A 13,009-nucleotide genomic window follows, 5' to 3' on the forward strand; every position below is an offset into this window, starting at 1 on the left:
TGAAACATGGTTCTGTCGTCACTCGAGCCCGTCGGTGGACGTGCTCATCGAGACCGCGCCGACCAGGCGCCCCCTCACACTGGTGGAGGTTGTCGAGCACCCACCCCGCTCCCACACCGCCCGCCCTGCCGGCATGGACGCCATGCCCCCCGTACCTGCCCGAATGCCCGGACGGGACCGACGTCGTTGGCAGCACCTGGAAGTTAGGTCGCAGACTCTTTCACTACACCGCCGGAGAAGCTGACGAGTAGACACGCACCCGACTCCCGGTGTCGTCCCTCTGCGTCGAGAAGCATTACTTGATCGACGATGCTCTCGCGAGGGACAGCCCCGGCCACACTCGGCACCGTCCGCTCACCGACCGTGATCTGCGGGATCCGACGTTTCACGTGAAACGCCCACGACACATCCACTCGCTGACCTCAGTAGACGCCAAACCACCGAGTCTCCACCTACGAACCGGCCCGAGAACAACCACGGGCGAACAAGCTCGGACTGACTGGCCCTCTCCTCTACCCACCCCTTTGGCAGTGTGGCGCCTTCGCGGATTCGACGGCCGTGACGCGAGCTGGCGGAATGAGACCAGACCGCAGACGAACTGTCGTGCCTCCACGGAGTCGGCACGCCGCGCGCAAGGCAGGACATTCTCACCGTTCCTCCGCACCGTGTGCCCGGGATTAGGCGCAATCCAGACAGGCAACGGAGAGCATGCCGGCGCGGGTGGCGGATCGAACTCGCGACTGTGACAGATGCCATGCCGTGGGCGGATGCATCCGCTGACGATCCCCGATCTCACGAACACACGCATTTCGGCGGTCGATCCTGTCGAGACCGGAATGGGCACCGGCACAGGTGCGCGGAGGTGTCGACGCTGCGGAACTGCTCCAGTGTCGAACTTTTAGGGACCAGATCCGAACCCGGAGTGTGTTTCACGTGAAACATGACCATGTCGGGACGGGGAGACAATATTCTTCGCCCACGCAGTGCCCTGGACCGTTCGCGTGGCGACCCGCCCGGTCTGGACGTCGTATCCTTGGGTCCGCCTGTCGGGGTTCTTGCACTCGACGCGGTTGGATTTCGGCAATGTCGATCAGGGGCGAAGGGATGCCGATACGGCCTCACCCAGGTCCTGGTGGGTTCGCGCAGCGCGCGGGGCAGGCGACTCCCCGTCGTGTTTCACAAACGGCGGGACCAAAACCCACGAGCCGTGGGGAACAAGTCATCAGTTGACGGGGGTCGAGGGTGGCTCCATTGATTGACCTCACCCGCGAAACACTCATGATTCACCAGGTTGGCCCGCGTCATGCTCGGTCACGCGGAAGGACCCGAGGGGCCCGGCACGTGACGAACTCGACCACCGAAACGGATCGACGGGAACCAGTCTCGCCACGCTTGACCACCGGAACGGGACGGGGGCGACGGTGATCGAGCCTGTCGCAACCTGTGCACACTGGATCGCTCCATTCTCTGCAGGCCAGACTCTGACGGCGGATGCCGGCTGCTCACTCAGAATGAGCGCCGTGACTCAAGCCGTGAATCCGGGGTGGGCTGGTCAGTGCGCTTCTCGAGTGCACGATCTCTGATACGCAGAATTTAGGCCCCATAAGGGCCGTAATGTGGATTTCTGTTCTGCCACCTGAGCGCTTAGGTTGCTTCCTGATGACGTCTAATGTGTAGTTCATGACTGATTTGATCGCCCCGGCGACTCAGCTAGCGATGACCGGAGGTCGGTTTGACGAATCGCAGGCCCACCTGAGCGGGAGGACCAGCGTATCTGGATGGACGTGCAGCCAAGGCGTCGGGTCTCGGGTCTCGACAGGCTCCACCACCGGAAAGGGTGAGGGGACAGAGTCTTGACAGGCTCGAACACCGCGGCCCGGTTCGACGCACGGGTGAGGGCCGATGCTTATGTTTCACGTGAAACACTAACGGGGCGGGGCGGGTCTCGACTCACTCGACCACGGGGTGATCGATCACCGGCTGGTCAACCACCGGCTGGTCGACCACCGAGCGGTCGACCACCGAGCGGTCGAGCAGCGGGGCGCTCGACACTGGGGTGGGGCTAGCTGGCTCCGAAACCGGGTTCGCCGAGAACGTCGAGAATGCGATTGAGATCACCGATCGTGGCAAAATCAACCGTGATCTGGCCTTTTCTTGCCCCTAAATGAATCTTTACGCGGGTGTCCAGTCGGTCACCGAGGCGTTCCGCGATCTCGTCGAGGTGTCCCTGACGACGTCCGCCCGTTGGCTTGACGGAATCGACACGTGGCTGCATCGCGGCCGCGGCCTCCGCTGCCCGCACGGAGAGATCCTCGTTGACGATTTTGTCGGCCAGCTTGACCATGCCCGCCGGATCCCCGACGGAGAGGATCGCTCGCGCGTGCCCGGCAGACAGAACACCGGCGGCAACGCGCATCTGCACGGCCTCGGGGAGCTTCAGCAAACGGATGGTGTTGGTGATCTGCGGCCGCGACCGACCGATCTTCTGTGCGAGCTCCTCCTGGGTGATGCCGAAATCGGCCAGCAGCTGCTGGTAGGCAGACGCCTCCTCGAGCGGGTTCAGCTGTGCGCGATGCAGGTTTTCCAGCAGCGCGTCACGCAACATGTCGACATCCGCCGTCTCACGGATGATCGCCGGAATGGTGGTCAGTCCGGCCACCTTCGTGGCGCGAAGCCGACGCTCCCCCATCACCAGTTCGTATTTGCCGGGCTGCTCCACGATGGAACGAACCACGATGGGCTGCAGCACGCCGACTTCCTGGATGCTGTGTACCAGCTCGGCCAGGTCGGACTCATCGAAGGTGCTCCGCGGCTGGACGTGGTTCGGCACGATGTCGCTGGGATTGAGGTGCGCGAGCCGCGCACCCGGAACCGGAAGAAGTCCCTCGGTCTCGTTCGGGCGCACCGCATTGGCGTAGGGGAAGAACACATCGACTGGACGCGCCTGCGTCGGGTCGTCCTGAATGGGGATGAGTGCACCGATCCCCCGGCCAAGCCCAGTCCTTTTAGCCATTAAAGTGCGACTCCTGTCTTGGGGGCGCCCCGATGGGCGATCTCTGCTGCTGCTTCGAGGTATGAGAGTGATCCGGCAGAATTGAGGTCGTAACTGATAACGCTCTGACCGTAGCTCGGCGCCTCAGAGACACGCACGGAACGCGGTATAAGGGTGTTCAGAACCTGCTTGGGGAAGTGTTCACGCACATCCTGGGCCACGTGGTTCGCCAGGTTGGTGCGGCTGTCGTACATCGTGAGCAGAATCGTGGACACCCCGAGGTCCGGGTTCAAGTGCTTCTCGATCAATTCGATATTCTTGAGCAGCTGGCTGAGACCTTCGAGCGCGTAGTACTCACACTGAATCGGGATCAGCACCTCGCGGGCCGCGACAAACGCGTTGATCGTCAAGAGTCCCAGAGACGGGGGGCAGTCGATGAAAACGTAGTCGTAGGGGTCATCCATCGTTTTCAGGTGCGATTCGAGGGCACGGTTGAGACGCTGCTCACGGGCGACCAGGGAGACGAGCTCTATTTCTGCACCCGCGAGGTGGATAGTGGCCGGCACACAGAACAGCGAGCCGAACTCCGGGCTGGTCTGAACGACCGCAGCCATTTCCTCGTCGTTGACGATGACGTCGTAGACGCTGGGGGTTTCCGCGCGATGTTCGACGCCCAAGGCGGTGGACGCGTTGCCCTGGGGGTCCAAGTCGATCACCAGAACGCGCGCGCCCTGACGGGCCAGAGCGGCCGACAAGTTGACCGCGGTCGTGGTCTTGCCGACGCCACCCTTCTGGTTCGAGATGGTGATGACGCGCGTCTTCTCCGGCCTCGGCAGCGTCTCGGAGGCAATCCGCTGTCGGCGCCGCGTCAGGTCAGAAATCTCACGCGCAAGCGGGGTCGTATCGTCAAACACCGCGGCCGCCTTGCTTGATTGCTGGTCTTCACCAGGTTGTTTCACGTGAAACCTTCGCGTTCGACGATTAATGAGCCACCCCCGCAGGGACTCCGGTTGTGCCTCAGCACTGACAAGAGCAGACACTAGGGACTAATCCACTGTAGCCCTTATGACTCGAGTCACATCCTGCAGCACGCCCTCGCCGAGGGTGATCACCTCGACATTGCTGAGCCGGAACTTACGGATGGCCTTCGCCGCGGCTTCGACCTCCGCCGCGGCGCCCGTGCCCTTCATCAGCACCAGCTCACCGCCGGGATTTAGAAGGGGGGCCGTGAGAGGGATCAGGGTGCGGAAGGCACTGACCGCACGGGCGGTCACCTGGTCAAGCCGCCCGGGCAGCCGAACGTCTTCCGCCCGAGCCCGGAGTACGGTCGCATTGGTCAGGCCGAGCGCGGCCACTTGGCCGGTCAACCATGCGACCCGGCGCTCCATGGGCTCGATGAGTACGAACGTCACATCCGGCCGGGCGATCGCCAGCACCAAGCCGGGTAACCCGGCCCCGGAACCGACATCGCCGACGAGTCCGGGTCGGAGCAGCGGCGCGACGATCGCACAGTTGAGGATATGTCGACTCCACAGCCGTGGTACTTCCACCGGGCCGATCAGGCCGAGTTCCTCGCCCTGCGCAGCCAGGCTGGCCACGAAGGCGCGGGCACCCTCGATCTGGTCACCGAAGAGATCCGCGGCAACGGCTGGCTCCGCCTCGAGAGTGTGAGTCACAATATTTCGATGTACTACGCGGCGGAGATGACCGTGTGGCGGTCCCGGCCCTCGCCCTTGGACTCAGAGACGAAACCCGCTTCCGACACCAGGTCATGCACGAGCTTGCGCTCGTAGGAGGACATCGGCGGCAGTGATGCCTCGGCGGCACCCGCTTGGATGCGTTCCACGGCGCGGGACACCAGTGAGGCTAACTCGGCCTGCCGGGCGTCGCGCGAGCCGCCGATATCCAGGATCAACCGCGAGAAAGCTCCGGTCTTGTTCTGCACGGCCAGTCGCGTCAATTCCTGCAAGGCATTGACGGTTTCCGGCTTAGATAGCAAACGCAGGTTCGCGACATCCGAGGAATTGACGGACAGGTATGCCCGCCCATTACGCGCGTCAATGTCGATGTCCCCGTCGAGGTCGCAGATATCGAGGAATTCCTCGATGTAGTCCGCGGCGATGTCCCCCTCCTGCTCGAGCTGGCCGAGCGTGGGGGAATCGTCCGCCGGTCCAGGTGCGGCGATCACGTCAGTGTTCTCAGTCACGTTGGGTCTCTTCTTATTTTTTAGGGCCGGATTGCTTTTTGGCACGATTCTTTGCGACCGGCTGCTGACGCTGAGGCTTCTTGGGCTCTTCGACCACAATCACGTCACCATCCGTGGCGATGAGTTTACCCTTTCGGGCCAGTCGCTCTTCGCGCGCCTTGGCGGCCTCACTGCCGGGCGTGGGCATATTCCGGATGACCAGGAACTGCTGGATCATTGTCCAGATGTTCGAGGTAAGCCAGTAGAACATGACGCCGAGGGGGAAGGCAACACCGGAGAAGGCAAAGACAAGGGGAAGCAGGTAGAGCATGATGCGCTGCTGCTTAAACATGGGGCTTGCCTTGGTTTCCGGCGACATATTCTTGGAGACGATCTGTAGCTGGGTGATGAACTGTGAGGCGGTCATCAGGACCACCATGATGGCCGCGATCCACATAACGACGGCATTGAAGTCCTGACCAGCGACCATTTTCGTCCACTGAGACGCGAACGAGTCATGCAGCGGCGCGTCGCCGAAGAGGGTGGCGTTTCCGAAGCTCTTCGCGAGATCGTCGTTGAGCGGGCCGACTCCAGCCTGACTACGTTGCGCGTCATTCAATACGGAGAACAGGGCGAAGAAGATCGGCATCTGCAGCAACAAAGGCAGGCAGGAGCTCAGCGGGTTGGTGCCTGTGCGCTTGTAGAGCTCCATGGTCTCGCGGGACATGGCCTCGCGCGAAAACTGGTCTTTCTTGCCCTTGTACTTGTCCTGAATCTTCTTGAGTTGCGGCGCGACCTCCAGCATCTTGCGCTGGCTCTTGATCTGCCGCACGAAGATGGGAATCAGGGCGGCCCTGACGACGATCACGAGACCGACGATCGAGAGCACCCATGTGAGGCCGTCGTCGTAGTTCATCCCCATGACGGAGAAGAGGGAGTGGAATGCGACGAGTAGAGCCTCGACGACCCATTTCAGCGGCCAGAGAATCGTACCTAGGAGGTCCATCTTTGCGTCAGCCCTTTCCGTGGCTCGCTGCGATAACAAAACCAAACGACGTCACGATGACGCGACGCTTCCGCCTGAGGGGAACGTCATCGATCCCGCCTTCGGCCCACGGATGGCATCGGCCCAGCCGCAGCGCGGCTCGGGCTGATCCCACGACGAGTCCGTATTCCTGAACGGTGCCGAGTGCATACGCCGAACAGGAGGGGTAGTACCGGCAAACATCGCCGTAGAGCGGGGAAATCACAGCCCTGTACGCACGCAGTACCAGAACCCCCGCGTTGCGTGGGAGGAGTATGAGCGTAGTCAAGAACCTGTTCACCAGTCAGCGATCCGATCGGATCGCTGCCGGGGCCTTACCGGCAACGGATGTAACCGAGATGCGCTGAAACTTCACCAGCGCCACGGACAGTTCCGCATGCAGGATCGACCACGGCGCATCCGCTGCCGACGGCAGAGCGCGGATGACAACATCCGTGCCGGGCCGCGTGGAGAACAGCACAGCGTAGCTCGCCGCCTTCAAACGACGTCGGACTCGATTGCGCCGCACGGCGTCACCCACGTTTTTCGCCACAATGAAACCGAACCGTGCCGGAGCGTCCTCCGGATTCCGGCGCAGATACGTCACCAGGTGCGGGCCGACGATGCGCGCACCCCGGCGCACGACCGACTTGTAGTCGTCACCGGCGGTGATGCGATTGGCCCCCGCGAGCACGAGAGTGCTTAAGCGGAGAGTTCGATGCGACCCTTGCGACGGCGAGCACCCAGAATCGCGCGGCCGGCACGGGTCTTCATGCGAAGGCGGAAGCCGTGCACCTTGGCGCGACGGCGATTGTTCGGCTGGAACGTTCTCTTGCTCATTGTTCTGTCTCCACGTGTTAAATCTCCGTAGGCCAAACTGAGCGGCCGGGAAAGAGTGAGGTAGCCCTCGGGCTGGGGTCAACTGATTAAAACTACGGCTTTGGCCGGTGATGGTCAAACTCGACCTCCCGAAAACATCGGTTGTACACACAATCGCACCCATTTCGAGCATCGACACGCGCACGAAATGCGAACGAATTTGGCCGGACTGGCGGTGATTGACTACCGTGAGGACAAGTTATCCACAGGTTTTCAACAAACCCTGTGAATTGGGGCTTATTTGCCCACAGGCGGTGGATAACCTTGTGGATGCTTTAGCTGGATTATGCGTTCAGAGACGAGCCCAGTCCTCGATCTCCGTCGTTGTAGAAGGCAACAATGAGAGAAAAGCGGAGAAACCATGGCCACCGAAGAACAGCCCATCACGGAGACCTGGCGGTCTGTACTGACCAGCCTGGAATCCGACGACAGCATCACGCCCATGCTGTACGGCTTTCTCAACCTGGTCGAACCCAAGGGTATCGCCGCCGGCACGTTCTACCTTGAGGTCCCCAACGAGTTCACGGCCAGCATGCTCAATCAGCGCATGCGAGTGCCGCTCCTGACGGCGATGGGCCACCTGGATGAGGCGTCCGCGGTGTCCACCTTCTATGTGGTCGTCAATCCCGAGCTGGAAAAGGAATCCATCCGGCCGGTGCGCGAATCGAGTTCTCCCCCCGATGTGGAAACCCCAGCCGCACCGCAATCGGTGTTCGAGAGCAGCTCGCCCGAGCGGCCCCATGACACCCGGTTGAACTCGAAGTACAGCTTCGACAACTTCGTGATCGGCCAGTCCAACCGCTTCGCACACGCCGCGGCGGTCGCGGTAGCGGAGGCGCCTGCGAAGGCCTACAACCCTCTCTTCGTCTATGGGTCGTCCGGCCTCGGCAAAACCCACCTCCTGCACGCCATCGGCCACTACGCGATGAGCCTGTACCCCGGCATCCGGGTGCGTTATGTCAGCTCCGAGGAATTCACCAACGACTTCATCAACTCGATCGCCAACAACCGTGGTTCCGCATTCCAGTCGCGTTACCGCAACATCGACATCCTGATGATCGACGACATCCAATTTCTGCAAGGCAAGGCGGAAACGCAAGAAGCCTTCTTCCACACCTTCAACACCCTGCACGATCACAACAAGCAGGTGGTCATCACGAGTGACCTCCCGCCCAAGCACCTCACCGGTTTTGAGGACCGAATGCGGTCACGCTTCGAGTGGGGCCTGATCACGGATGTCCAGGCACCCGACCTGGAAACGCGAATCGCGATCCTACGCAAGAAGGCGCAGAGCGAGAAACTACAGGTCCCGCACGATATTCTCGAGTTTATGGCCTCGAAGGTCTCCTCGAACATCCGTGAACTCGAGGGAACCCTGATCCGGGTGACGGCCTTCGCGAGCCTCAACCGCACCCCGGTCGACATGGACCTGGTGCAGACGGTGTTGAAGGACCTGATCACCCTCGATGAGGACAACGTGATCGCGCCGGTCGATATCATCACCAACACCGCCGACTACTTCAAGCTCTCCGTGGATGACCTCTACGGGTCATCCCGGTCGCAGGCGATCGCCACGGCGCGCCAGATCGCGATGTACCTGTGCCGTGAGCTGACCAACCTCTCCTTGCCCAAGATCGGCCAATTATTCGGCAACCGAGACCACACCACGGTGATGTACGCGAATAAAAAGATCAGCGAACTGATGAAGGAACGCCGGTCGATCTACAACCAGGTGACCGAGCTCACGAACCGCATCAAGCAGAACCACCGTTACAAATAGCGGTATTTCTTCAGTTTTCACACCTGTGGATAACCCTGTGGAAATTGTTTACACAACTGGGCACAACCTGTAGAAACTCAGCGCGTGGTTGTGCAAACTCCCCTCCTTGCCAAACCGGCACGACACCGAAGTGTGCTGGGCACTCACAGGCTGCCAACAAGTTACAAGTTTGTAGTTCCCAGTCGCCTAGCGGCATCCCACAAGTTATCCACAGTTTCCACACCGGTTAAGAAGATTAACAATTAACTTCTCTTTCTCTCCATCCGACAACCTTGAGTGCTCGGCGGTTGCAAAAATTTGCTCCGTAAAACACGGCTACCATTGAGGCCGTATCCAGGTCTCTAACCGAACAGGAGTGACTTCGTGAGATTTCAGGCCAACCGGGACGTCTTCAGTGAAGCCGTCTCTTTCGCTGTCAAGCTCCTTCCCCAGCGGACGACGCTGCCGATTTTGAGCGGTGTGCTGATCGAGGCGACGGCAACCGGGCTGATCCTCTCCTCGTTCGACTACGAGGTCTCCGCGCAAACCGAGATCGCCGCCGACGTCGAAGAAGTCGGCAAAGTTCTCGTCTCGGGACGACTCCTCGCCGACATCGCCAGTCGGATGCCCAACGCACCGGTGCGGTTCTCGACCAACGAATCTCGGATCACGGTCAGTTGTGGCAGTGCGAGTTTCACGTTGCTCTCCATGCCGGTTGAGGAATACCCAAGCATCCCGCAGGTCAGCGCGCAGGCCGGTCTCGTGCCCGCCGAAGAGTTCTCGGCCGCTGTCGCCCAGGTGGCGGTGGCTGCCTCCCGTGACGATGTCACCCCCGTGATCACCGGCGTACAGCTGCAAGTCACGGAAAACAGCCTCAGCCTCGTGGCCACGGACCGGTACCGTGTTGCCGTGCGCGAGATCGACTGGGATAAAGGCAGCACCACGACCACCGACACCATCACGGCCCTGGTTCCGGCCCGCACTCTGCAGGAGGTCGGCAAGACGTTCGGTCACAGCGGCACGATTTCTATCGCGATCACCCACACCGACGACCGCGAGCTCATCGCGTTCACCGCCGATAAGAAAACCGTTACCTCCCTTCTGATCAAGGGAAACTATCCACCCGTGCGGCGCCTGTTCCCCGATAACGTGGACAACTACGCGGTCATGAACACGGCGGACCTGATCGAGGCGACCCGTCGAGTGCAGCTCGTCCTCGAGCGCGAAGCAGCCCTGAGGTTCACCTTCACCGCCGACGGTCTCACCCTCGAGGCGGTCGGATCGGAGCAGGCCCAGGCATCGGAGACGATCGACGCGATCCTGTCCGGCACGGACACGGTCGTTTCGTTGAAACCTCAGTTTTTGCTGGACGGCCTGGGCGCGGTGCACTCGGAATTTGTGCGAATCTCTTTCACGAAGACCGAGAATCCCAACAAGCCGGGCCCGGTTCTGATCACCAGCCAGACCTCCCGGGATCAGCCGGGCGCCGACAGCTACAAGTACCTGCTCCAGCCCAATCTGCTGTTGCGCTAGGACAATCTCGGAAGGAACAGCCATGCACATCGGCATCATCGGCCTGGGAAAAATGGGCGCGAACATGCGCAACCGTCTGCGGGCCAATGGCGTCGGGGTCACTGGTCTCGACCGCAACCCCGAGATCTCGGACGTTGCCGGCACCGCTGAGCTGATTGCCGCGCTGCCGGCTCCGCGGCTTGTTTGGGTAATGGTCCCGGCCGGTGCCGCGACGGATGCCGTGATCGCCGAATTGGCCAGCGAGCTTAGCGCCGGCGACCTCGTCATCGACGGCGGAAACTCGCGCTTCACCGATGACTTCGCCCATGCCGCTCTTCTGGCGGCATCGGGCGTGCATTACGTCGACGCCGGGGTGTCCGGGGGCGTGTGGGGGCTGACCAATGGATTCGGGCTGATGGTCGGTGGCGCCGCCGAGCAGGTCGAGCGCGCCATGCCCGTCTTCGACGCTCTGCGTCCCGAGGGCCCACGCGACGAGAGTTTCGTGCATGCCGGCGCGGTCGGCGCCGGGCATTACGCGAAGATGGTGCACAACGGAATCGAGTATGCCCTCATGCAGTCATACGCCGAGGGCTATGAACTGCTAAAGAGCAGTGACCTGATCACCGACGTTCCCGGCGTGTTCAAGGCCTGGCAGCGCGGCACCGTGGTGCGGTCCTGGCTGCTTGAACTTCTCGTGCGAGCCCTGGACGACGACCCGGAACTTCAGAACATCGAGGGTTTCGTCGAGGACTCCGGTGAGGGCCGCTGGACCATCGAAGAGGCCATCAATAACGCCGTTCCCGTACCGACGATCAGCGCGGCCATCTTCGCGCGGTTCGTGTCCCGGCAGGACGACTCCCCCGCGATGAAGGCGGTCGCGGCCCTGCGCAATCAGTTCGGCGGCCACGCCGTCAAAACGGCCGACTGACCCGAGTGCGGGTCCAACATCTGTCTCTGACCGACTTTCGCAACTATGCGCAGGTCGAGGTGCCGTTCGCGCCGGGACCCAATCTGATCGTGGGCCGGAATGGGCAGGGAAAGACCAATCTCGTCGAGGCCCTGGGATTCCTCAGTACCCTCAGTTCGCACCGGGTCTCCAACACCTCCGCCATGATCAGGGCCGGTCGCGACGCCGGCATCATCCGGGCCAAGCTCGAGTTCAACGGCCGCGAGATCCTGACCGAGGTGCAGATCAACCGCTCGGGCCTGAACCGGGCCCAAGTCAACCGGTCGGTGATCAAGACTCGAGAACTCCCACGTTTTTTCTCCAGCGTGCTCTTCGCCCCTGAAGACCTGGCGCTGGTTCGGGGTGACCCGTCCGGGCGCCGGCGATTCCTCGACCAATTGCTCGTGCTGCGCACCCCCCGGCTTAGCGGGGTTCTGGCCGACTACGACCGGGTGCTGCGCCAGCGGAATACGCTGCTGAAGTCGGCGCGGGCCTCGGGCGTGCGCACCACCCAGCTTGGAACACTCGAAATCTGGGACGATCGCCTCGTTGCTCTCGGCTCCGAGATCATCGACGAGCGGGCCGAACTCGTTCACCTGCTCGGGCCACCTCTGGGTGCTGCGTACCGGGCGGTCGCGGGGGAAGACCATGGGCCGATGCTGGTTCCATCACTCAGCATCCTGGGTGCAGACGAGGATGCAGCGATGGAGGCGATGGCCTCGACGGGCTCGGTTCCCACCGGTTCGGTTTCGTCAGCCTCGGTTTCGACAGGATCGACCACCGGGGACTCGTTTCGCATGGCACTGGCCGCCCTTCGTCGCAAGGAGCTCGACCGGGGTATGACCCTGGTCGGACCGCATCGGGACGACCTGGTCTTCGCGCTCAATGCACTGCCCGCCAAGGGCTATGCCAGCCATGGTGAGTCGTGGTCGTTCGCCCTCGCCCTGAAACTCGCCTCGGCGGAGCTGCTGCGCCGGGACTCCACGACGGGCGACCCGGTCCTGATCCTCGACGACGTCTTCGCCGAACTGGATCTGAGCCGCCGGAGACGTCTGGCCGCCGCCGTCACCGGTTTCGAACAGGTTCTGATCACCGCGGCGGTGCTCGAAGACGTGCCGGAAGAACTCACCGAGCACACCATCCACATCAATGCCGGGGCGGTCGTCGATGGCTGAGCCGAGCGAGGCCTCCCGGGTCTATCTGCGCTTCAAGGACGTATTCGGTGACCCAAACGCCAAGCGCAGCCGCGCCCGACGGCGTCCTGGAGCCGAAATCGGCTCGAGCGTTCCGTTCGGCGCGGGCCGGGATCCTCGGGGACTGAGCGATACGATCAACTCGCTCACGCTGCAGCTGGGCTGGAACTCACCGCTGGCCCAATCGGAGCTGCTTGCCTCCTGGACCCTGCTGGCCGGCGAGGAGACGTCGAAACACTCGACCCCGGTCGGAATCGACGAGGGCGTTCTGACGGTGCAGTGCGAGTCGACGGCCTGGGCGACGCAGCTGCGCATGATGCGGGTGGAGATCATGACGCATATCGCCGTGAAGTATCCGGACGCAGGCATCGAGTCGATCCGTTTTCAAGGGCCTAACGCCCCCTCCTGGAAAAAGGGTCCCAGATCAATTCCAGGGCGCGGTCCACGCGATACCTATGGGTAACTGGCCAAAACAGGTCAACCCGGTGCATTAAACGCCGCAGATGCCCGATTTGGCCC

At 62.1% G+C, this 13,009-nt stretch carries 13 protein-coding genes; 5 read left to right on the forward strand and 8 right to left on the reverse strand.

The features are described 5' to 3' along the window. Positions 1-2,062: 2,062 nt before the first annotated feature. The 8 genes from CXY82_RS10615 to rpmH form a co-directional block, all read right to left on the reverse strand. Positions 2,063-3,013 carry a ParB/RepB/Spo0J family partition protein gene (locus tag CXY82_RS10615; protein ID WP_104170910.1) on the reverse strand — a complete coding sequence of 317 codons (951 nt, stop codon included), beginning with the start codon at positions 3,011-3,013 and terminating at the stop codon, positions 2,063-2,065. Further along, entirely contained in the window at positions 3,013-3,906 is an 894-nt protein-coding gene (locus CXY82_RS10620) for a ParA family protein (protein ID WP_104170911.1), read from the reverse strand. The genes CXY82_RS10615 and CXY82_RS10620 overlap by 1 nt, the downstream gene beginning before the upstream one ends. 132 nt (positions 3,907-4,038) lie before the next feature. Then, a complete protein-coding gene (gene rsmG / locus CXY82_RS10625; RefSeq protein WP_104170912.1) occupies positions 4,039-4,671 on the reverse strand; it encodes a 16S rRNA (guanine(527)-N(7))-methyltransferase RsmG in 633 nt (210 codons plus the stop codon). An 11-nt stretch (positions 4,672-4,682) separates the two neighbouring features. Further along, on the reverse strand, positions 4,683-5,198 hold the full coding sequence (locus CXY82_RS10630) for a R3H domain-containing nucleic acid-binding protein (protein WP_104100650.1): 516 nt from the start codon (positions 5,196-5,198) through the stop codon (positions 4,683-4,685). A 13-nt stretch (positions 5,199-5,211) separates the two neighbouring features. Continuing rightward, the gene (gene yidC, locus CXY82_RS10635; protein ID WP_104100649.1) at positions 5,212-6,183 is read right to left on the reverse strand and encodes a membrane protein insertase YidC; all 972 of its coding nucleotides are present in this window, start codon (positions 6,181-6,183) and stop codon (positions 5,212-5,214) included. A gap of 7 nt (positions 6,184-6,190) precedes the next feature. Continuing rightward, positions 6,191-6,502 carry a membrane protein insertion efficiency factor YidD gene (gene yidD, locus CXY82_RS10640; RefSeq protein WP_104170913.1) on the reverse strand — a complete coding sequence of 104 codons (312 nt, stop codon included), beginning with the start codon at positions 6,500-6,502 and terminating at the stop codon, positions 6,191-6,193. Positions 6,503-6,505: 3 nt separating this feature from the next. Further along, positions 6,506-6,895 (reverse strand): ribonuclease P protein component, encoded by a 390-nt coding sequence (rnpA, locus tag CXY82_RS10645; protein ID WP_104170914.1) that lies wholly within the window; start codon positions 6,893-6,895, stop codon positions 6,506-6,508. A gap of 8 nt (positions 6,896-6,903) precedes the next feature. Then, on the reverse strand, positions 6,904-7,041 hold the full coding sequence (gene rpmH / locus CXY82_RS10650; protein WP_104100646.1) for a 50S ribosomal protein L34: 138 nt from the start codon (positions 7,039-7,041) through the stop codon (positions 6,904-6,906). Positions 7,042-7,441: 400 nt separating this feature from the next. On the opposite strand from rpmH, the gene dnaA reads away from it, so the two are divergent. From dnaA to CXY82_RS10675, 5 genes are all read left to right on the forward strand, one after another. Further along, entirely contained in the window at positions 7,442-8,860 is a 1,419-nt protein-coding gene (dnaA, locus tag CXY82_RS10655; protein WP_104170915.1) for a chromosomal replication initiator protein DnaA, read from the forward strand. A 363-nt stretch (positions 8,861-9,223) separates the two neighbouring features. Continuing rightward, positions 9,224-10,372, forward strand: coding sequence for a DNA polymerase III subunit beta (dnaN, locus tag CXY82_RS10660; RefSeq protein WP_104170916.1), 1,149 nt, complete (start codon positions 9,224-9,226; stop codon positions 10,370-10,372). Between the two features lie 22 nt (positions 10,373-10,394). Beyond that, complete coding sequence (gnd, locus tag CXY82_RS10665; RefSeq protein WP_104170917.1) at positions 10,395-11,279, forward strand: phosphogluconate dehydrogenase (NAD(+)-dependent, decarboxylating); 885 nt, start codon at positions 10,395-10,397, stop codon at positions 11,277-11,279. Between the two features lie 5 nt (positions 11,280-11,284). Further along, a complete protein-coding gene (recF, locus tag CXY82_RS10670; protein ID WP_104170918.1) occupies positions 11,285-12,472 on the forward strand; it encodes a DNA replication/repair protein RecF in 1,188 nt (395 codons plus the stop codon). Further along, entirely contained in the window at positions 12,465-12,953 is a 489-nt protein-coding gene (locus tag CXY82_RS10675) for a DUF721 domain-containing protein (RefSeq protein WP_233194112.1), read from the forward strand. Before recF ends, CXY82_RS10675 begins: the two co-directional genes overlap by 8 nt. The last annotated feature ends 56 nt before the right edge of the window (positions 12,954-13,009 follow it).

Origin of the sequence: Cryobacterium sp. M23 (genome assembly GCF_002929655.1) — a bacterium.
In the GTDB taxonomy this organism is placed as follows: domain Bacteria; phylum Actinomycetota; class Actinomycetes; order Actinomycetales; family Microbacteriaceae; genus Cryobacterium; species Cryobacterium sandaracinum.

Bases quoted from the DNA above. Each gene is read 5' to 3' on its own strand.
- CXY82_RS10615 (WP_104170910.1), bottom strand. From the start codon at position 3,013: ATGGCTAAAAGGACTGGGCTTGGCCGGGGGATCGGTGCACTCATCCCC.
- yidC (WP_104100649.1), bottom strand. From the start codon at position 6,183: ATGGACCTCCTAGGTACGATTCTCTGGCCGCTGAAATGGGTCGTCGAG.
- rpmH (WP_104100646.1), bottom strand. From the start codon at position 7,041: ATGAGCAAGAGAACGTTCCAGCCGAACAATCGCCGTCGCGCCAAGGTG.
- dnaA (WP_104170915.1), top strand. From the start codon at position 7,442: ATGGCCACCGAAGAACAGCCCATCACGGAGACCTGGCGGTCTGTACTG.
- gnd (WP_104170917.1), top strand. From the start codon at position 10,395: ATGCACATCGGCATCATCGGCCTGGGAAAAATGGGCGCGAACATGCGC.
- CXY82_RS10675 (WP_233194112.1), top strand. From the start codon at position 12,465: ATGGCTGAGCCGAGCGAGGCCTCCCGGGTCTATCTGCGCTTCAAGGAC.